Here is a 17,924-nt window from a genome sequence, read left to right on the forward strand (position 1 = left end):
TGGACTCTCTTGTGTTCGGGAAATCAGACCATGGCGTTCGGCGCGGAAACCATCATCCAGGGCGATTGCATCGAGCAGCTGCGCAAGCTGCCGGATAAATCGGTCGATCTGGTGTTCGCCGATCCGCCCTACAACCTGCAGCTCGGCGGCGACCTGCTGCGGCCGGACAATTCCAAGGTCGACGCGGTCGACGACCACTGGGACCAGTTCGCCAGCTTCAAGGCCTATGACGACTTCACCCGGGCCTGGATGGCCGAGTGCCAGCGCGTCCTGAAGGACGACGGCGCACTGTGGGTCATCGGCAGCTACCACAACATCTTCCGTGTCGGCACGGTGTTGCAGGACCTGGGATTCTGGATCCTCAACGACGTAGTCTGGCGCAAGACCAACCCGATGCCGAACTTCAAGGGCACCCGCTTCGCCAACGCGCACGAGACGCTGATCTGGGCCGCAAAGAGCCGGGGCGCCAAGCGTTACACCTTCAACTACGACGCCATGAAAATGGCCAATGACGACGTGCAGATGCGCTCGGACTGGACCCTCTCGCTGTGCACCGGCGAGGAGCGCATCAAGGGCAGTGACGGCCACAAGGCCCATCCGACCCAGAAGCCGGAAGCCCTGCTCTACCGCGTGATCCTAAGCTCGACCCGTCCCGGCGACGTGATCCTCGACCCGTTCTTCGGCGTCGGCACCACCGGCGCGGCCGCCAAGCGGCTGGGCCGCCGGTTCATCGGCATCGAGCGCGAAAGCGAATACATCGCCCATGCCAAGGAACGCATCCGCAAGGTCATCCCGGTCGCTCCGGCGGACCTGGACGTGATGGGCAGCAAGAAGTCAGAGCCGCGCGTGCCGTTCGGCACCATCGTCGAGGCAGGCCTGCTGCGCGCGGGCGACACCGTCTGGTGCCCCAAGGGCCAGCGCTCGGCAAAGGTCCGCGCGGATGGCTCGCTGGCCATCGGCGACCTGACCGGCTCGATCCACAAGGTCGGCGCCATGATCCAGAGCCAGCCGGCCTGCAACGGCTGGACCTACTGGCACTTCAAGTCCGACAAGGGCCTGGCTCCGATCGATGTGTTGAGGAGCAAGGTCCGGGCGGAGATGGCGGCCTAGGGCCTGCGTGGTTCGAGACGCTCGGCTGAGGCCTCGCTCCTCACCATGACGAATAGAAGTGAAGCCCACCAAAGATCGTCATCCTGAGGAGCGATCCCTCAGGATCGCGTCTCGAAGGACGCACGCTGTCACCCCAGCCCCAGCCGCGCCGCCTTCAGGAACACGCTCGGCAGCGCACCGAGCCCTTCGCGCGCCGTCCACTCCGCCGCCATGTCCCCCTCGGCCCTGAACACCCGCAATGTCAGCGAAAAGTGCGTGAACACGTGCTCGATTTCGCCCGCGTCGCGCCAGTTCGTCTCCACCGGCGCCGCGGAGACCGCCTCATGGTCAGCCCACGGACGATCACGCCAGTCGCTGGTCGGCAGGCCCAGCATGCCACCCAGAAGCCCCTTCGGCGGGCGACGGACCAGCGCCACCGCGCCGCCCCGCGTCAGCAGATACGCCACGCCATATCGCCGGGGCCGGTCGGCCTTCTTTGTCTTGCGGGGAAAGGTCTCCTGATCCCCCTGCGCAAACGCCGTGCAGAATCCTGACACCGGACACCGGTCGCACAGCGGAGCCTTTGGCCGGCACACGGTCGCACCAAGGTCCATAAGCGCCTGGGCCCAGTCGCCGGAACGGTCAGCGGTGACCAGGGATCCGGCCAGCCGCTTCAGCTCCGGCTTGCTGTCCGGCATCGGCGCTTCAACCGCGAACAGGCGCGCCATGACGCGCTCGACATTGCCGTCGACGACATTGGCCTCGCGGTCGAAGGCGATCGCGGCCACGGCCGCCGCGGTGTAGGCACCGACGCCCGGCAGGGCCCGTAGTCCCTCCTCCGTATCCGGAAACACCCCGCCATGTTCGGCCGCCACGGCCCGGGCGCAGGCCAGCAGGTTGCGGGCGCGGGCGTAGTAGCCGAGCCCGGCCCAGGCGGCCATCACCTCGCTGTCGGCCTCAGCGGCAAGATCGCTGACTGTCGGCCAGCGGCGGGTAAAGCTCAGAAAATAGGGCGTCGCATGCGGTACGGTGGTCTGCTGCAGCATCACCTCTGACAGCCAGACCCGGTACGGATCGGCCCGCGGCGTCCGTCCAGGTCCCACGCGCCACGGCAGGTCGCGCGCGTTGGCGTCGTACCAGGCGAGCAGGGCGGCGCGGAGCGCGGGGGTGTTCATTGAGGCGAGGGATAGCGGATCGCGCGAGCCTGAGCGACTGCATTGGCGCGGTGCGTCCTTCGAGACGCGATCCTGAGGGATCGCTCCTCAGGATGACGAAGAGGGTCGGGCTGTATGATTGTTCGTCATGGTGAGGAGCGAGGCATCAGCCGAGCGTCTCGAACCACGCATGAACGCACCGTTCCTCGCTTCGCGTCATCCGGGATCGCGGCTATGGTGCCCCCATGCCTCCCCGCCGCCCGCTCCCGACCCTGCAGGAAGCCGCCGAGATCCTCTCGCGCCGGCGCACGCGACCGATGCCGCGGCCCGCGCCGCCGGCCGGACGTGCGCTGGGCCCGGTGCTCAAGGCGCTGGAAGAAAAGTTCGGCCAGGGCCCCGGCCAGCTGCAGCTGAAGTGGAAGGAAATCGTCGGCGAGACCCTCGCTCGCCACACCGAGCCGGTTAAGCTGGTCAAGGCGCGCGGCAATGCGCCCGGCGTTCTGGAGCTGCGGGTCGCCGGCCCGGCGGCCGCCATCGTCCAGCACCAGGCTCCCGAGATCCTGCAACGCGTATCGTTGGTCCTCGGCGAGGGCTCGATCGGCAAGCTGCGCATTATCCAGGGCGCCATCCGCGCCACGCCCGGACGGACACAGGCTCTGCGCCGCCGGCCGAGGGGGCCGCTCGACGCCGCCGCGGAACAGTCCCTGGCCGAAGGTCTGGCGGACCAGCCCGAGGGACCGCTGCGCGAGGCGCTCATCCACCTGGGCCGCGAGACCCTGCGCGGGCGGAACGGTTGACAACGGCCCGCCCTGCAGGCTGTTGCGCCCCATAAACGCCGCCTTCTGTGAGCTTGTGGAATCGGGCTCTAATCACCGTTCGCTCTTCTGGGGGACATCCCGACATGCGCATTGACCGTCGTTCCATTCTGGCCGCCGCCGCGGCCATCGCCACCCTCGCCCTGGCCGCCTGTGGCGGCGGAGGCGGCGGCGGCGTCACCAGCGACGACATGACGCTCGGCAAGGCCGACGCGCCGGTCACGATGATCGAGTACGCCTCGCTGGCCTGTTCACACTGCGGCCGCTGGGAAAACGACGTCTTTCCCGCCTTCAAGGCCAAGTACATCGACACGGGCAAGGTGCACTACGTGTTCCGCGAGTTCATCACCGCGCCGCCGGAACTGGCCGCCTCCGCCGCCCTGCTGGCGCGCTGCACCGGCAAGGACAAGTATTTCCCGACCATCCAGGCCGTGTTCCACGCCCAGGAGGAGATCTTCACCACCGGCGACATTCGCGGCCCGCTGCTGCGCATCGCGGAAACGGCCGGCATGAGCGAGGCCGACTTCGACAAGTGCGTGGGCGACGAGAAGGCGCTCGCCGCCTTCAACGCCCGCGTCGAGAAGTACGCCAAGGAAGCCAAGATCGAAGGCACCCCGACCTTCATCATCAACGGCGACCGCTACGACAAGGGCGAGCTGTCGCTGGCCGAGATCGACGTCGCCTACGCCAAGGCCCTCGCGGCCAAGAAGAAGTAGGGAAGGTCTCACCGGCCCGTGCACTTCCAGCGGCTGCGCCTTTCCGGGTTCAAGTCCTTCGTCGATCCGACCGAGTTCCGGATCGAGCCCGGACTCACGGGCATCGTCGGGCCGAACGGATGCGGCAAGTCGAACCTGCTGGAAGCCCTGCGCTGGGTCATGGGGGCCAACTCCGCCAAGGCCATGCGGGCCGGCGGCATGGACGAGGTGATCTTCAACGGCGCGGGCTCACGGCCGCCGCGCAACCACGCTGAAGTCACCCTGACCATCGACAACGGCGACCACACGGCGCCTGCGCAGTTCAACCAGCACGCCGTCATCGAGGTGGTCCGCCGCATCGACCGCGGCGAGGGCTCGACCTACCGGGTCAACGGCCGCGAGGTCCGCGCCCGCGACGTGCAGCTGCTGTTCGCCGACGCCTCGACGGGCGCCAACTCCCCGGCGCTGGTCCGTCAGGGGCAGATCAGCGAGCTGATCGCCGCCAAACCGCAGAACCGCCGCCGCATCCTCGAGGAGGCCGGCGGCGTCAGCGGCCTGCACACTCGCCGCCACGAGGCCGAGCTGCGGCTGCGGGCGGCCGAGACCAACCTCAACCGCCTCGACGATGTCATTCGCGAGCTGGACGCCTCGCTGGCCCGGCTGCGCCGCGAAGCCCGCCAGGCCGAGCGCTACAAGAAGCTGTCAGCCGAGATCCGCGCCGTGCAGGGGGCGGTGATGTTCGCGCGCTGGACCGAGGCCCGCGACACCCTGCTGCGGGTCGAGGAGGAGTCAACCAACTCCGGCCGGCTGGTCGAAGACACTGCCCGCGCCGCCGCCGCCGCGACCATCGAGGCGCAGAAGGCTGAAGAGGCGATCCGGCCGCTGCGCGAGGAGGAGACGGTCTCCGCCGCCATCCTCAACCGCTTGGCCATCGAGAAGGACCGACTGGAGCGCGAGCACGAAACGGCCGCCGCCGAGGTCGAACGCCTGACCAATGAGCTGGCCCGCATCGACGTCGACACGGCCCGCGAGACCCAGATCATCGAGGACGCTGCGACCGCGCTGGAACGGCTGGCGACGGAACTCCTTGTTGTTGAGGCAGAGGTGCAGTCGGCCCCTTCCCGTCTGCCCGAACTGCAGGCGACCCTGAAGGCCGCCGAAGATGTGCGCGCCGCCGCCGACCGCGAGGTGGAGAACCTGGCCGCCGGGGTCGCCGCTGACGAGGCCCGCCGGGGCGCCGCCCGCGCCCGCGTCGCTGATGCCGAGAGTCGCCTCAACCGCACGGTTCGCGCCCTGGAGCAGGCGAAGGCCGACCGCGCCGCCATCGGCCCTACCGTCGATCCGCGCGCAGCCGAGGCAGCCGCCGCCTTCGAAGCCGCCACCTCCGCCCTCGCCGCCGCCCGCGCGAAGCTCGAGGCCGCCGAAACCGAACGTTCCGACGCCGCCCGCGCCGAGGGCGCCGCCCGCGACGCAGCCCGCCAGCTGGAAGACAAGCTGGGCCGGCTGAAGACCGAGGCCAGGGGCCTGGCCCAGCTGTCGGCGCCGCGCGGCAAGTCCGGCTTCGCCCCGGCGCTGGACACCGTCACGCCCGACCGTGGCTACGAAGCCGCCCTGGCCGCCGCGCTTGGTGACGACCTGGAAGCCGCGCTCGACGCCAAGGCGCCGTCCTACTGGGCCGGCCGCGACGCCGAGGGGCCGAAGTGGCCCGAGGGCGCGACACCGCTTGCCCCGCTGATCAAGGCGCCGCCTGAACTGGCCGCCCGCCTCGCCTACACCGCCCTGGTCGAGCGCAAGGACGGCGAGCGTCTGAGCAAGACCCTCCCGGCCGGCGCACGTCTCGTGTCCCGCGAGGGTGACCTGTGGCGCTGGGACGGCTTCACCGCCCGGGCCGAGGCCCCGCGCCCGGCCGCGATCCGCCTGGAGCAACGCACGCGCCTGGCTGAGGTCGAGGCCGAGATCGAGATCCTGACTCCCGCCGCGGACACCGCGACGGAGACGCTCAAGGCCGCCCAGGTCCGCTTCCGGGCCGCCGAAGAAGCCCTGCGAGACGCCCGCCGCGCACCGCAGGACGCCGAGCGCGCCCTGGCTGCCGCCCGCGACACGGTCGAACGGCTGACCAACGAGGCGACCCGCCGCGACGCTCGCGCCCAGTCGCTGGACGAGACCATCGCCCGCTTCGACGCCGAGCGGATCGAGGCCGAGACGGCCCTGGCCGCCGCCCGCGCCGACGCGTCCGAGGACGGGTCCTCCGCCAATCTTTCGCCGATGCTCGACGCGGCCCGGGCCGCCGCCCAGGTCGCCCGCGAGGCCGCGTCGGAAGCCCGCGCCGCCGTCGACATCGAGACCCGCGAACGCGACGGCCGCGCCCGCAGGCTGGAAACCCTGCAGCGCGACCGCGACGACTGGGCCCGCCGCCAGACCGCCGCCCGCAAGCGCGTCGACGGCCTGATCGAGGCCCGCCAGAACACCGACGCCGGCCTGGTCGCCGCCCGTGAGGCGCCGCGCACACTGGAAGCCCGCACGACGAAGCTGCTCGACGAGTACGCCATGGCCGAGGCCCGCCGCGCCAAATCCAGCGACGCCCTCGAACAGGGCGAGGCGACCCGCGCCGCCGCCGACCGCGCGGCCCGCGCCGCCGACGCCGCCGCCGCCGAGGCCCGCGAGCAGCGCGCCGGCCTTTCCGCCCGCCTCGACGCCGCCCGCGAGCGGTTCAGCGAGATCGCCGGCAACATCCGCGAGTCGGCCAAGATGGAGCCCGAGGAACTGGGCCAGCGGATCACCGAAGAAGCCATCGCGATCCCCGGCGACGCCGGCGGGGTCGAGGCCCACCTCTACGCCCTTGAGCGCGACCGCGACGCCATCGGCCTGGTCAACCTGCGCGCCGAGGAAGAGGCGACCGAACAGGGCGCCCGGGTGCTGGTTCTCAAGACCGAGCGCGCCGATCTGACGGGCGCCGTGGCCAAGCTGCGCGAAGGCATCGAGGAGCTGAACGCCGAAGGCCGCGCCCGGCTGCTGGCTGCGTTCGACATCATCAACGGCCACTTCCAGGCGCTCTTCCAGGCCCTGTTCGGCGGGGGCGAGGCCGAGCTTCGCCTGATCGAGTCCGACGATCCGCTGGAAGCCGGCCTCGAGATCTTCGCCTGCCCGCCGGGCAAGCGGCTGTCGACCATGAGCCTGATGAGCGGCGGCGAGCAGGCGCTGACGGCCTCGGCCCTGATCTTCGGCGTGTTTCTCGCCAACCCCTCGCCGATCTGCGTGCTCGACGAAGTCGACGCCCCGCTCGACGACGCCAACGTCGACCGCTTCTGCTCAATGCTCGACGAAATGCGCGCCCGCACCGCGACCCGCTTCATCTGCATCACCCACAACCCGGTGACCATGAGCCGGATGGAGCGCCTGTTCGGCGTGACCATGGCAGAGCGGGGGGTGAGTCAGCTGGTCAGCGTCGACTTGCAGACGGCGGAAGCGCTGGTGGCTTAATACCCCTTTCCTCTCCCGGAGGGAGAGGTGGCCCGGCAGCGCCGGGTCGGAGAGGGAGACGCCCATGTCTCCAGTGTTGCACCCTGAGGAAATACAAGTTCAACTTGTATCGATGAAAAATGCACCTCGTTCACCAGCGCGGGCGCGCGCTCACCGTCAGAGAATGACGCCGTCCGAGATCGCCCTTTGGCGCGTCCTCAGGGCGAACCGGTTCAACGGCCTGCGTTTCCGGCGGCAACACCCCTTCGGACCCTACATCCTCGATTTCTACTGTGACCGCGTCAGGTTGGCCGTCGAGGTCGACGGCGGTTTCCACCACCTTGAGGAGCGGAGACTGCAGGATGCCGTCCGCGATGCATGGGTGGCCAGCCAAGGGGTCAGGACAGTGAGATTGCCAGTGCGCCTGGTGCTGGAGAACCTCGATGCAGCGCTTGCGTTGATCAGCGCAGAACTGGGGTGGCGTGGACCAGGCTATCCGTTCGGATAGACTGGCCACTCCCTCTCCGACCTGGCTCCGCCAGGCCACCTCTCCCTCCGGGAGAGGAAGGTCAGGTCACAGTCCGGAACACCCCCGCCCGCGAGACCGACGACGCCGGCGGCTTGCCGATCAGGCCGCCCACCCATTGGGCCGTGTCGATGAGCTTGCCGATATCCAGCCCGGTGTCGAACCCCGCGCGGTCGAGCATGTACGCCAGGTCCTCGGTGCCGATATTGCCCGTCGCGGCCGGGGCGAACGGGCAGCCGCCCAGGCCGCCGACGGAGGCGTCAAGGATGGACACTCCCGCCTCGACGCTGGCGTAGGCGTTGGCGATGCCGGTGTTGCGGGTGTCGTGGAAATGCATCCGGAGCGGGATGTCGCCGATCACAGCCTGCACCGCCTCGACCCGTTTGCGCACGACCCAGGGGTCGGCCACGCCGATGGTGTCGGCCAGGGCGATCTCGTCCAGCTTCGCGGCGACCATCTCGCGGACGATAGCGACGACCTGGTCCTCGCTGATCTCGCCGTCGAACGGACAGCCGAAGGCGACCGAAATGGTGCCCGTGATCGGCGGGCCGCCCTCCGCATGCCTGCGCGCGGCGATGGCGCCCATGGTCGCGATCTGTTCGGTCACGGAGGCGCCCTGGTTACGAATGCCGAAGCCGTCGCTGGCGCAGACCACGACATTGGCCTCATCGCACTGGCCGGCGACACAGCGGTCCCAGCCGCGCATGTTCAGCACCAGGCCGATGCGCGAGCGGGCGTCGTCGTGCGGCAGGGCGGCCATGATCTCCTCGGCCCCGGCCATTTGCGGCACGCGGGCCGGGTTGACGAAGCTGACCACTTCCTGGCGACGCACGCCTGCGGCCTCGAGCCGGGCGATCAGGTCGAGTTTCTGACCCACGTCGAGGACGGTCTTCTCGTTCTGCAGGCCATCGCGGGCGCCGACCTCGACGATGTCGATCTTCCGGCCGCTCATGGCGCCACCGGCTGAACGGAGGCCGGCGCGGGCTGCGGCTCGCCGCGATAGAGGGTCAGGGTCATGTCGTCGCCATTGGAATAATCGACGCCAGAGATGGTCCCGGCGGGGTGGGGAGACAAGCCGGCGGCCGTCAGTGCGGCGAGGAAGGCGGGCTGCTCCTTCTTCTCGACGATCGCCGGACGGCCGGCCGCGATGGCCGCGGCTGCCTCCCCGGCGCCGCCCAGGCCCGTATCCGTACCCAGCGCGAAGACCAGGCTCGGCTCGGCATAGCCGGCGACTTCGACGGGACCCGGAACGACGCCGGCGCGGGGCGCGAGGCCTGTGCTCTCCATGGCCGCCGCGACCCGTTGCGAGATCCAGAGCGGCTCCAGCCGCGGCGCCAGCTGGCCGAAGAACGTTGCGTGGGCAAGAATGCCGAGGGCTCCGGCCGCGACCAGCGCCGTTCCGGCGGCCTTGCGAAAGATCAGCACGCCGCCGGTGATGGCGGTCGCGACAAACAGCGCGACGGTGATGGCGCCCCAGGTCAGGTCACTACCGTCGCCGTACTCGGCCAGGCCGGCGATGCTGAGGGCGCTAAACACCAGGCAGGCGAAGGCCAGCACGGCCACGCCCGCGATCCGCGTCTTGCGACCCAGCGGTTCTCGCAGCGCGGCGGCCATCAAGATGAACAGCGCGCCCTGCGCCGGCAGGCTGTAGTGGGCGAGCTTGGTCGGCAGCAGCTCGAACATCAGCCAGGTCGGGATCAGCCAGCACAGCGCGAACCGCACGCCGGGCTCGGTGCGCGCCTTCCAGCCCAGCACGAGGCCGGCCGGCAGCAGCAGGCTGCCGGGGAAGGTCAGCATCGGTGAAAGGACGGCGTGATAGCCGAACAGGCCGCCGTGCCGCTCGTGGCCGCCGACCAGCTTGGGCGTCAGATCGCCGCTGATCGCCGCGCCCCAGAACGCGCCGTCACTGGCCACGGTGATCGCCCAGGCCCACGGCCCGAAGATCGCCAGCACCAGCAGCGGCCCCCAGCCCCAGCCCAGCGACTTCGCCCAGTCGATCTTGCGCTCGGACGCCCACAGCGCCAGTCCGGCCATCAGCGCGACCAGCGGGCCGACCGGCCCCTTGACCAGCGTCGCCACCCCGATCGCCAGCCAGAACAGCAACCGCGTTCGCCAGGTAACGGGTGGGCCACCCCGGTGCGAAAACCAGATGCGGCCCATGGCCGCCAGCGCAAGGGTGACGGTCCCGGCCAGCACCGCGTCGGTCTTGGCGATCCCGGCCTCGGTCGAGAGCAGGAAGCTGGCCCCGAACATCGCCCCCGCGAGCAGGCCCGTGCGCGCGCCGAAGAACGCCGTCGCGCCCCATGCGCAGGCCGCCGCCGCCAGCATAGCGCCGAGCAGCGAGGGTATCCGGTAGGGCTGGATGTCCCGGTCGGCCGCGTCGGACAGGGCCGCGACACTGATCGCCTGAAGCCAGTGGATGCCGACCGGCTTCTTGTCGCGCGGCTGGTCCTGGTAGTTGATCGAGACATAGTCGTCGGTCTCGAGCATCTGGGCCGTGGCCTGGGCGAATCGCGACTCGTCGCGGTCCAGCGGCGGCACGGCCAGCAGGCCGGGCAGTCCGGCGATCAGCGCGACGAGAGCGGCCAGCATCGGACCGCGCCAGCCGCGGCTCCATTGGTCAAGGCGGGATTCGAACGTCATGGAACTCCTGATAGCACGATCCTCCCTTCCGACGTCTTTTCGGCTATAGGGAGTCATGACCGAAAAGACTCCCGCGCCGCGCCGCAAGGCGCCCGCCGCTCCGAAAGCCTCTGTGAAAGCCGCCGCAAAGGCCGCGCCGAAGACCATGGCGAAGGCCGTTCCGTCGACTCCCGACTTCTCCGTCGTGGTGCCCGTGTTCGATGAGGGCGGCGCCGCGCCCGCCCTTGCGCGCGAGATCGCCGGCGCCTTCAAGGGCACGAACTTCGAGATGGTGTTCGTCAACGACGCCAGCCGCGACAACACCCTGGCGCTGCTGACCGAGTTGAAAGCGGAGCTGCCGATGCTGCGGGTGCTGTCTCACCGCAAGAACGCCGGCCAGAGCCGCTCGATCCGCACCGGCATCATGGCCGCTCGCGCGCCGATCGTAATCACCCTGGACGGCGACGGCCAGAACGACCCGGCCGACGCCCCGCGGCTGGCGGAGGCTCTCAAGGCCGGCCCGGCAGAACTCGCGATGATCGGCGGGGAGCGCGTGAAGCGTCAGGACAGCGCGGCCAAGAAGATCGCGTCGCGCTTCGGCAACGGCGTGCGCAACTGGCTGCTGAAGGACGGCGCGACCGACACGGGATGCGGCCTGAAGGCGTTCCGGCGCGAGGCCTTCCTTCGCCTCCCCTACTTTGACCACATCCACCGCTACCTTCCGGCGCTGATGATCCGCGAGGGCTACCAGATCGGCTTCCAGCCGGTGAACCATCGCCACCGCGAGACGGGCGTATCGAAGTACACCAACTTCGGACGGCTCAAGGCCTCGGTCAGCGACCTTCTGGGGGTCATGTGGCTCCAGTCCCGCGCCCGCAACCCAGGCGGCGCCGACGAAGTTTGACACTCAATAGTTGTTCCGGTTATGTTCCACTGAAAGGTGGCGCATGGTCTTCGCGGAACTGGATCGGCGGGCGCGGCGGGACCGCGCGCATAGAATGCTCCTAGGCGTGCAGATGCTGACGACATCGGCGTACGGGGCGCTAGGCGTCTCGGTGGCGGACCCTGTCCTGCGTTCCGGCCAGTTCGGCCTGGGCCAGTTCGTCAGCCTTGCGTTCGGACTGGTCTGCGCATTCGCCGCGCTCTATCTTGCGCCGCAAGGAGACCGCGATGGACTACTTTGACCCCGTCATCGGCGTCATTCTCGCCCTGATCGCCGTTAGCCTGATCGGCTACCTGCTCTACGAAAAGCGGCAGATCGAAAAGCTCGACCGCATCATCGCCGAGAAGGAAGCGGCGCTGAACGCAGCCGAGCAACCGGCCGCCACGCCCCGCTGAGGCGAGCTCGCTTCACCGACAGGCCGAAAGAGGTTAACCGTTGCGAACCGGGGTTATCCCGGGTTGGGGGAGATCTGCCCATGTTCGCCGCGTTTCCGCTGCTGGCCCTGCCGGTGCTGGTCTACAATCTGGTCGCCCTGACGCTCGCGGGCGGCTTCGGTTCACACGCCGCGAGCGGCCGGTTCACCGAGCCGCTGTTCACTGTATCCATGACGTCCGGGTCACCCTGGCCGGTGAGTCTGTCGGACCTGCTGCTGGCGGGCGCGCTGGTGGTCCTGTTCATCGAGCTGCTGAAGTCGACCACGAGCCGCCGGATCGCCATCATCAATCACTCGCTGTCGATGATCCTGTTCATCGTCTGCCTGATCGAATTCCTGCTCGCGCCGGCGTTCGCGACCTCGACCTTCTTCCTGATGACCCTGATGGTCCTGCTGGATGTGCTGGCCGGGTTCATCGTGACCATCGTCGCCGCCCGCCGGGACATCGACCTGGCCGGCGGGGGGATCGACGGCCACTGACTTCAGGTGAGGACCGTGAAGATCAGGGTCACGACGGCGACGTCCAGAAGGCGGATGGCGAACAGGGACACGGGAGCGCTCCAGCGTTGGATTCACTTCCGGTTAAGCAAGACCCGCGCCAGTTTGCCGGCTGATGGCCCTGTTCTTCGATCAGCTCTGGTTTGACGCGCGGCTCGCGGAGCGCGGGCTGACGCGCGGTGTCCTGGCCGCCGCCACGGGTATGAGCGAGGCGGAACTCGCCCTCGTGTGGAAGGACCAGCGAGAGCTGTCCGCCGCCGAGGTGGCGTCGCTCGCGGAACTGCTGGGGGTCAGCGGGGCCGAACTGGCGAACCGCGCAGGGGTTTCCACGCCCACGCCGGGCGCCGATCCCGCCTCACGCCTCGCGGCGCTGGAACGTCGGGTGGCGGCGCTTGAGGCCGAGGTGGCGCGCCTGAAGCGCTAGATTTCGGTCTTCTTCAGCAGGCCCTTGGGCGGCCTGCGGTCGTCCGGACCCGAGTATTCAGTCTCGAGGTAGGCGGCGCGGGCCTCGTCGATTACGGGCTGTCCGCCGCGCAGACCACGCTTTTGACCGGTTTGACCGTAGATCTGGGCCGTGAAGACCGAATAACCTTGGGCCGGCGGCGGATCCGCGATCTCTTCGGCGTGGGGGGTCGCGATCACGACCGGCAGATTCGTCCCACCATCAGCCGGCGCCGGGCGGGAGGCGTCCTCCACGCGACGGCGGGTCTGGCGGCGCTCGAACGGGCGAACGGGGTCGACGGAACCGGTCATGACCCCAGCCTAGCGTAGCGAGGGTAAAGAAGTTCTCAGCCCTTGGTCGCCAGCTTCTCGAGTTGCGCCTGCATGGCGGCCATCTGGCGCTTGAGCTCGTTGAAGGCGTCGTCGCCCCCGGCAGGCGGCGTCTCGGCGGATTTCGTCGCCGCTTCGCTTTCCTCGGTGCGGTTTCCGTAGCCGCCGAAGGGCGAGAACATCTTCATCGCCCGATCGAACAGCACCATGTTCTGGCGCACCTGTTCCTCGTAGGCGCCCAGGCCCGCCCCGGTCAGGCCGGCGCCGGGGGTCATCGCTCCGAACTGGCTGCGAAACTGCTCCTGCTGCTTGGCGAAGTTGGCCAGGCTCATTTCCAGAAAGCTGGGAACGAACGCCTGCATCTGGCCGCCGTAGAAGCCGATCAGCTGACGGAGAAACTGGATCGGCAGGAGGTTCTGGCCGCCACCCCGGTTTTCCTCTTCGAAGATGATCTGGGTCAGGACGGGCCTGGTGATGTCCTCGCCGGTCTTGGCGTCATAGACCACGAAGTCGACGCCCTCCTTCACCATGTCCGACAGGTGTTCGAGCGTGACGTAGGAACTGGACGCCGTGTTGTAGAGCCGCCGGTTCGCGTATTTCTTGATGACGACGCGTTCGCCGCCGTTCTTGTCTCCGGCGGCATTTTCGCCGGACTGGGGCTTCTCGGACATTTCCATTCCCTGAAGAGCGCTTTCCCGCGCCTTTTCGCACCGCACTATCGCGGATGCAAAGGCATGACGAAAGAGCCGTTATGCTGCGCAGCATATTGCGCTGCAAAATGAGCGCGTGACGAACACGGTTCGTCTATGCAAGGTGCGGCTTCGCAAGAGAAAATTGAGCGCTCCGGGCTCGTACCGCCGGGGCGCCGCGCAGGGAACGACGGAGAAAATTCCATGAGCGACATCGTTATCGTTTCGGCCGCCCGGACCCCTGTCGGGTCGTTCAACGGCGCCCTGTCCAGCCTGCCCGCCCACGAGCTGGGCAAGATCGCCATCCAGGCCGCCGTCGAGCGCGCCGGCATCACCGCCGGCGACGTGGACGAGGTCATCATGGGCCAGGTGCTGCAGGCCGGCGCCGGCCAGGGCCCCGCCCGCCAGGCCGCCATGAACGCCGGCATCCCCGCCGAAAGCCCGGCCTGGAGCCTCAACCAGCTGTGCGGCTCCGGCCTGCGCGCGGTGGCCCTTGGCGCCCAGCAGATCGCCGACGGTTCGGTCAGCATCGTCGTCGTCGGCGGCCAGGAGAGCATGAGCCAGTCGCCGCACGCGGCCAACATCCGCAACGGCCAGAAGATGGGCGACCTGGGCTTCGTCGACACCATGATCAAGGACGGCCTGTGGGACGCCTTCCACGGCTACCACATGGGTCAGACGGCCGAGAACATCGCCGTTCGCTGGCAGATCACGCGCGAAGACCAGGACCGCTTCGCGGTCACCTCGCAGAACCGCGCCGAAGCCGCCCAGAAGGCCGGCAAGTTCGCCGGCGAAATCGCGCCTGTGACCATCAAGGGGCGCAAGGGCGACACCGTCGTCGACCAGGACGAATACATCCGCCACGGCGCGACCTATGAAAGCCTGTCGGGTCTGCGCCCTGCCTTCACCAAGGATGGAACGGTCACCGCCGCCAATGCCTCCGGCCTCAATGACGGCGCCGCCGCCCTGGTGCTGATGAGCGCGGACGAGGCGAAGAAGCGCGGCCTGACGCCGCTGGCGCGCATCGCCAGCTGGGCCAGCGCCGGCGTCGAGCCGGAAATCATGGGCACGGGACCGATCCCGGCGATGAAGAAGGCGCTCGACAAGGCGGGCTGGACCGTCGCGGATCTCGACCTCGTGGAGTCCAACGAAGCCTTCGCCGCCCAGTCGCTGTCGGTGGTCCGCGAGCTGGGCCTCGATCCGGCCAAGACCAACGTCAACGGCGGCGCCATCGCCATCGGTCACCCGATCGGCGCCTCGGGCGCGCGCATCCTCACCACACTGCTCCACGAGATGAAGCGGTCCGGCGCGAAGAAGGGCGCCGCGACACTCTGTGTCGGCGGCGGCATGGGCGTGGCGATGTGCGTGGAAGCCGTCTGAACCAACAAGAAACTCAAAACACTATCTGCAGGGAAGAAGCGCATGAGCAGGGTTGCATTCGTCACGGGCGGGACCCGGGGCATCGGCAAGGCGATCGTCGAGCGGCTGAAGGCCGACGGCATGAAGGTTGCCGCCGGCTATTCGGGCAATGAGGAAGCTGCCGCCGCCACCGCCAAGGAGCTTGGCGTGATGGTCGTCAAGGGCAACGTCGGCAACTTCGAGGACTGCGCCCGCGCGGTGAAGGAGGTCGAGGACGCGCTCGGCCCGATCGAGGTGCTGGTCAACAACGCCGGCATCACCCGTGACGGCTTCTTCCACAAGATGTCCTACGAACAGTGGGGCGAGGTCATCCGCGTGAACATGGACAGCGCCTTCAACATGACCCGTCCGGTCATCGAAGGCATGCGCGAGCGCAACTGGGGCCGGGTGATCAACATCAGCTCGATCAACGGCCAGAAGGGCCAGGTCGGCCAGACCAACTATTCGGCCGCCAAGGCGGGCCTGATCGGCTTCACCAAGGCCCTGGCGCTCGAGAACGCCAAGAAGGGCATCACCGTCAACGTGATCTGCCCGGGCTATATCGACACCGACATGGTCGCCGGCGTGCCGGAAAACGTGCTGGCCGGAATCGTCGCGGGCATTCCCGTCGGCCGCCTCGGCAAGGGCGAGGAAATCGCCGACATGGTCTCCTATCTGGCCGGCGAGCGCGCAGGGTTCGTGACCGGCGCGACCTTCACGTTGAACGGCGGCCAGTATCTGGCCAGCTAACTACCGGGAGGGGGCATGCGCGACCGTGCGTGCCCCCTGTTCCGCGCTTGCCGCCTTGCGCGAACCCGTCCAAGAATCGCCCCAGTCGCGGTGCAGAACCGACGGAATGGCGAGTACTGAGGTCCGTTTTCCCGGAGTCGTGACGATTGTCGCGGCGACACTGACGCTGCTGTGCATCTGCGCCGCGGCGCCGGCCATCGCGCAGGACGGATCGCTCAAGGATTTCCTGTTCCGCGACAAGCGCGGCGAGAGTCAGCGGCAGGCGCCGCCGCCGCCGATCGCCCGCTATGTGTCGGAGACCGGCGAGGGCTTCATCCTCGACCGCTCCAGTCAGCGCACGCTGATGCGCTTCGAGAACAGTCCCGAAATCTGGGTTCTGCAGCCGACGATCGGGCCGCGCGGCGACGTCATCTACAAGAATGACATCGGCCAGGTTCTGTTGCGGGCCACGCGGGTCGGCGGCTTGACCTTGTTCACTGGAAAGCGGCCCGCGGGAGCTGCGGCGTCGCTCGCCGGGACGGCGGGTCCGATCCGGCTCAAGGCCATTGGCCCGGGCGAGCTGCTGCGGATCCTGCTGGGCGCAAGCGTCCGCGCCAGCAGGCTCGCCAGGCACCGGATCAGCTTCGAATCCGAGGCAACGCCGGACTCCTCGAGTCTGATCGCCGACGCCGCCGTGCTGTCGATCGTGGCCATCGAGCGGTTGACCCAGCGGGCCGACGGCGCGACGCATACGGCCAAGATCCAGCGCGTAGTGATCGTCGAGGGCCGCCGGCCGGACGTCATCTTGCGCGCCGGCACCCTGCTGATCGCCGTGACCCCGGGCCTCGGCATGGCTGGCCGCCCCTCCTCAGACAGGATCGCCGCGGTTGCGCTGAGGTAGCGCTCAGCCCGGGGACCAACCTTCGGGCGCCATCTCGAACCCGGCGAAATCGAAACCCGGCGCTACCGTGCAGCCGACCAGCGTCCAGTCGCCGAGTGACCTTGCCTTCTGCCAGTCCCCGACCGGAACGATGGCCTTCGGACGCTCACCCGCCGCCAGATCCGACCCGAGCCGGTGCTCGTCGCCGCCGATGGTCAGCAAGAGCGGCGCGCCGGCGTAGTAGTGCCAGACCTCGGCCGCGTCGACGCGGTGCCAGCGGCTTTCCTGTCCCGCCTCAAGCAGGAAATAGATCGCCGTCGACGCGCCGCGGGCCTCGGGACCAACGGTGTCGCGGAACGTCTGGCGGTACCAGCCGCCCTCCGGATGCGGGGCGAGGTCCAGCAGGGCGATGATCTCCGCCGCCGTCATCCCTTGAAGCTGTCCTTGGCCGCGCGGACGGCGCCGAAGGCCTCGGCCGGGTCGGCGATGTCGGGACGCAGCAAGGGCGCGCGCAGGAAGGGGTTGGTCGCCTTTTCCAGGCCGATGCTGGTCGGCACCGTCCATTCGTTCCGCTCGCGGGCGGCGAAAATCTGCTCGGCCCGCGCCTTGAGCGCCGGATCAGCATCCACCGACAGGGCAAATCGCGCGTTCGAGGCCGTGTATTCGTGGGCGCAGTAGACGGCTGTCTGGTCCGGCAACGCGGTCAGCTTCGCGAGGCTGGCCCACATCTGCTGCGGCGTGCCCTCGAACAGACGGCCACAGCCGAGCGCGAACAGCGTGTCGCCGACGAATGCGACCTTGTCGGCGGCGTCATGGAAGGTGATGTGCCCGAGCGTGTGGCCGCCGGTGCTGATGACGTCGAAGCGGGTCTCGCCCAGCATCACCACATCGCCGTCGTCGACCACCCGATCCGGCGCTGTTCCGATCCGCTCGACCTCGGCCGGGCCGACCACGGTGCAGCCGGTCGCCGCCTTGATCTCCGCGTTTCCGCCGGCATGGTCCGGATGCCAGTGCGTGTTGAGAATGTGCGTCAGCGTCCAGCCGAGCGTCTTCAGCTCGCGCAGGATCGCCGCGGCGTCCGGCGTGTCGATACAGGCCGCCTGGCCTGTGGCGTCATCACGGACCAGAAAGCCGTAGTTGTCTGACAGGCAGGGGAACTGGTGGATGGTGACGGACATATCGGCCTCGGACAGTGACGGCGGGGACCTCCCCACCCTACATTG

General features: G+C 68.8%; 20 protein-coding genes. 13 read left to right on the forward strand and 7 right to left on the reverse strand.

Features of this window, described 5'->3' with window-relative positions; all coding sequences use genetic code 11:
- Nucleotides 1-30: 30 nt before the first annotated feature.
- Nucleotides 31-1,110, forward strand: coding sequence for a site-specific DNA-methyltransferase (locus tag ACODSL_RS07095; RefSeq protein WP_488899962.1), 1,080 nt, complete (start codon nt 31-33; stop codon nt 1,108-1,110).
- 128 nt (nt 1,111-1,238) lie between these two features.
- Here the strand turns inward: ACODSL_RS07095 and mutY are convergent, their stop codons facing one another.
- Nucleotides 1,239-2,264, reverse strand: coding sequence for an A/G-specific adenine glycosylase (gene mutY / locus ACODSL_RS07100; RefSeq protein WP_488899963.1), 1,026 nt, complete (start codon nt 2,262-2,264; stop codon nt 1,239-1,241).
- 224 nt (nt 2,265-2,488) lie between these two features.
- On the opposite strand from mutY, the gene ACODSL_RS07105 reads away from it, so the two are divergent.
- From ACODSL_RS07105 to ACODSL_RS07120, 4 genes are all read left to right on the forward strand, one after another.
- Nucleotides 2,489-3,040, forward strand: coding sequence for a DUF721 domain-containing protein (locus ACODSL_RS07105; protein WP_488899964.1), 552 nt, complete (start codon nt 2,489-2,491; stop codon nt 3,038-3,040).
- A 104-nt stretch (nt 3,041-3,144) separates the two neighbouring features.
- A complete protein-coding gene (locus ACODSL_RS07110) occupies nt 3,145-3,774 on the forward strand; it encodes a thioredoxin domain-containing protein (RefSeq protein WP_488899965.1) in 630 nt (209 codons plus the stop codon).
- 18 nt (nt 3,775-3,792) lie between these two features.
- Nucleotides 3,793-7,233: a chromosome segregation protein SMC gene (gene smc, locus ACODSL_RS07115; protein WP_488899966.1), complete on the forward strand. Its 3,441-nt coding sequence runs from the start codon at nt 3,793-3,795 to the stop codon at nt 7,231-7,233.
- A 112-nt stretch (nt 7,234-7,345) separates the two neighbouring features.
- Complete coding sequence (locus ACODSL_RS07120) at nt 7,346-7,720, forward strand: endonuclease domain-containing protein (protein ID WP_488900291.1); 375 nt, start codon at nt 7,346-7,348, stop codon at nt 7,718-7,720.
- Nucleotides 7,721-7,781: 61 nt separating this feature from the next.
- Here the strand turns inward: ACODSL_RS07120 and ACODSL_RS07125 are convergent, their stop codons facing one another.
- Together ACODSL_RS07125 and ACODSL_RS07130 are read right to left on the reverse strand one after the other, a co-directional pair.
- A complete protein-coding gene (locus tag ACODSL_RS07125; RefSeq protein ID WP_488899967.1) occupies nt 7,782-8,690 on the reverse strand; it encodes a hydroxymethylglutaryl-CoA lyase in 909 nt (302 codons plus the stop codon).
- A complete protein-coding gene (locus ACODSL_RS07130; RefSeq protein ID WP_488899968.1) occupies nt 8,687-10,381 on the reverse strand; it encodes an ArnT family glycosyltransferase in 1,695 nt (564 codons plus the stop codon). Before ACODSL_RS07130 ends, ACODSL_RS07125 begins: the two co-directional genes overlap by 4 nt.
- A 145-nt stretch (nt 10,382-10,526) precedes the next feature.
- Here ACODSL_RS07130 and ACODSL_RS07135 point away from each other — a divergent pair, with 145 nt between their 5' ends.
- The 5 genes from ACODSL_RS07135 to ACODSL_RS07155 all read left to right on the forward strand — a co-directional run bounded on the left by ACODSL_RS07135 (nt 10,527) and on the right by ACODSL_RS07155 (nt 12,658).
- Nucleotides 10,527-11,264, forward strand: coding sequence for a glycosyltransferase family 2 protein (locus ACODSL_RS07135; protein ID WP_488900292.1), 738 nt, complete (start codon nt 10,527-10,529; stop codon nt 11,262-11,264).
- Nucleotides 11,265-11,376: 112 nt separating this feature from the next.
- Nucleotides 11,377-11,544, forward strand: a complete 168-nt coding sequence (locus ACODSL_RS07140) for a hypothetical protein (protein ID WP_488899969.1) — start codon at nt 11,377-11,379, stop codon at nt 11,542-11,544.
- Complete coding sequence (locus tag ACODSL_RS07145) at nt 11,531-11,698, forward strand: hypothetical protein (protein WP_488899970.1); 168 nt, start codon at nt 11,531-11,533, stop codon at nt 11,696-11,698. The genes ACODSL_RS07140 and ACODSL_RS07145 overlap by 14 nt, the downstream gene beginning before the upstream one ends.
- 80 nt (nt 11,699-11,778) lie before the next feature.
- Nucleotides 11,779-12,216: a hypothetical protein gene (locus ACODSL_RS07150; protein ID WP_488899971.1), complete on the forward strand. Its 438-nt coding sequence runs from the start codon at nt 11,779-11,781 to the stop codon at nt 12,214-12,216.
- Nucleotides 12,217-12,349: 133 nt separating this feature from the next.
- Complete coding sequence (locus ACODSL_RS07155; protein WP_488899972.1) at nt 12,350-12,658, forward strand: helix-turn-helix domain-containing protein; 309 nt, start codon at nt 12,350-12,352, stop codon at nt 12,656-12,658.
- Here the strand turns inward: ACODSL_RS07155 and ACODSL_RS07160 are convergent.
- Together ACODSL_RS07160 and phaR are read right to left on the reverse strand one after the other, a co-directional pair.
- On the reverse strand, nt 12,655-12,987 hold the full coding sequence (locus ACODSL_RS07160; protein WP_488899973.1) for a hypothetical protein: 333 nt from the start codon (nt 12,985-12,987) through the stop codon (nt 12,655-12,657). The two genes, ACODSL_RS07155 and ACODSL_RS07160, sit on opposite strands and share 4 nt — an antisense overlap.
- Nucleotides 12,988-13,022: 35 nt before the next feature.
- Nucleotides 13,023-13,676 carry a polyhydroxyalkanoate synthesis repressor PhaR gene (gene phaR, locus ACODSL_RS07165; RefSeq protein WP_488899974.1) on the reverse strand — a complete coding sequence of 218 codons (654 nt, stop codon included), beginning with the start codon at nt 13,674-13,676 and terminating at the stop codon, nt 13,023-13,025.
- A gap of 222 nt (nt 13,677-13,898) precedes the next feature.
- Between phaR and ACODSL_RS07170 the strand changes: the two genes are divergently transcribed.
- From ACODSL_RS07170 to ACODSL_RS07180, 3 genes are all read left to right on the forward strand, one after another.
- Nucleotides 13,899-15,074 carry an acetyl-CoA C-acetyltransferase gene (locus ACODSL_RS07170; RefSeq protein ID WP_488899975.1) on the forward strand — a complete coding sequence of 392 codons (1,176 nt, stop codon included), beginning with the start codon at nt 13,899-13,901 and terminating at the stop codon, nt 15,072-15,074.
- Nucleotides 15,075-15,116: 42 nt separating this feature from the next.
- On the forward strand, nt 15,117-15,842 hold the full coding sequence (gene phbB / locus ACODSL_RS07175) for an acetoacetyl-CoA reductase (protein ID WP_488899976.1): 726 nt from the start codon (nt 15,117-15,119) through the stop codon (nt 15,840-15,842).
- 106 nt (nt 15,843-15,948) lie between these two features.
- Nucleotides 15,949-16,722, forward strand: coding sequence for a DUF4908 domain-containing protein (locus tag ACODSL_RS07180; protein WP_488899977.1), 774 nt, complete (start codon nt 15,949-15,951; stop codon nt 16,720-16,722).
- Between the two features lie 3 nt (nt 16,723-16,725).
- Here ACODSL_RS07180 and ACODSL_RS07185 read toward each other — a convergent pair whose 3' ends face one another.
- A complete protein-coding gene (locus ACODSL_RS07185) occupies nt 16,726-17,130 on the reverse strand; it encodes a cupin domain-containing protein (RefSeq protein WP_488899978.1) in 405 nt (134 codons plus the stop codon).
- Nucleotides 17,127-17,879 carry a hydroxyacylglutathione hydrolase gene (gloB, locus tag ACODSL_RS07190; protein ID WP_488899979.1) on the reverse strand — a complete coding sequence of 251 codons (753 nt, stop codon included), beginning with the start codon at nt 17,877-17,879 and terminating at the stop codon, nt 17,127-17,129. Before gloB ends, ACODSL_RS07185 begins: the two co-directional genes overlap by 4 nt.
- Nucleotides 17,880-17,924: the final 45 nt, after the last annotated feature.

The organism is Caulobacter sp. FG121 (genome assembly GCF_057809815.1).

Bases quoted from the DNA above. Each gene is read 5' to 3' on its own strand.
- ACODSL_RS07095 (WP_488899962.1), top strand. From the start codon at position 31: ATGGCGTTCGGCGCGGAAACCATCATCCAGGGCGATTGCATCGAGCAG.
- mutY (WP_488899963.1), bottom strand. From the start codon at position 2,264: ATGAACACCCCCGCGCTCCGCGCCGCCCTGCTCGCCTGGTACGACGCC.
- ACODSL_RS07105 (WP_488899964.1), top strand. From the start codon at position 2,489: ATGCCTCCCCGCCGCCCGCTCCCGACCCTGCAGGAAGCCGCCGAGATC.
- ACODSL_RS07110 (WP_488899965.1), top strand. From the start codon at position 3,145: ATGCGCATTGACCGTCGTTCCATTCTGGCCGCCGCCGCGGCCATCGCC.
- ACODSL_RS07120 (WP_488900291.1), top strand. From the start codon at position 7,346: ATGAAAAATGCACCTCGTTCACCAGCGCGGGCGCGCGCTCACCGTCAG.
- ACODSL_RS07125 (WP_488899967.1), bottom strand. From the start codon at position 8,690: ATGAGCGGCCGGAAGATCGACATCGTCGAGGTCGGCGCCCGCGATGGC.
- ACODSL_RS07130 (WP_488899968.1), bottom strand. From the start codon at position 10,381: ATGACGTTCGAATCCCGCCTTGACCAATGGAGCCGCGGCTGGCGCGGT.
- ACODSL_RS07135 (WP_488900292.1), top strand. From the start codon at position 10,527: ATGGCGAAGGCCGTTCCGTCGACTCCCGACTTCTCCGTCGTGGTGCCC.
- ACODSL_RS07140 (WP_488899969.1), top strand. From the start codon at position 11,377: ATGCTGACGACATCGGCGTACGGGGCGCTAGGCGTCTCGGTGGCGGAC.
- ACODSL_RS07145 (WP_488899970.1), top strand. From the start codon at position 11,531: ATGGACTACTTTGACCCCGTCATCGGCGTCATTCTCGCCCTGATCGCC.
- ACODSL_RS07150 (WP_488899971.1), top strand. From the start codon at position 11,779: ATGTTCGCCGCGTTTCCGCTGCTGGCCCTGCCGGTGCTGGTCTACAAT.
- ACODSL_RS07155 (WP_488899972.1), top strand. From the start codon at position 12,350: ATGGCCCTGTTCTTCGATCAGCTCTGGTTTGACGCGCGGCTCGCGGAG.
- ACODSL_RS07160 (WP_488899973.1), bottom strand. From the start codon at position 12,987: ATGACCGGTTCCGTCGACCCCGTTCGCCCGTTCGAGCGCCGCCAGACC.
- phaR (WP_488899974.1), bottom strand. From the start codon at position 13,676: ATGTCCGAGAAGCCCCAGTCCGGCGAAAATGCCGCCGGAGACAAGAAC.
- ACODSL_RS07170 (WP_488899975.1), top strand. From the start codon at position 13,899: ATGAGCGACATCGTTATCGTTTCGGCCGCCCGGACCCCTGTCGGGTCG.
- phbB (WP_488899976.1), top strand. From the start codon at position 15,117: ATGAGCAGGGTTGCATTCGTCACGGGCGGGACCCGGGGCATCGGCAAG.
- ACODSL_RS07180 (WP_488899977.1), top strand. From the start codon at position 15,949: ATGGCGAGTACTGAGGTCCGTTTTCCCGGAGTCGTGACGATTGTCGCG.
- ACODSL_RS07185 (WP_488899978.1), bottom strand. From the start codon at position 17,130: ATGACGGCGGCGGAGATCATCGCCCTGCTGGACCTCGCCCCGCATCCG.
- gloB (WP_488899979.1), bottom strand. From the start codon at position 17,879: ATGTCCGTCACCATCCACCAGTTCCCCTGCCTGTCAGACAACTACGGC.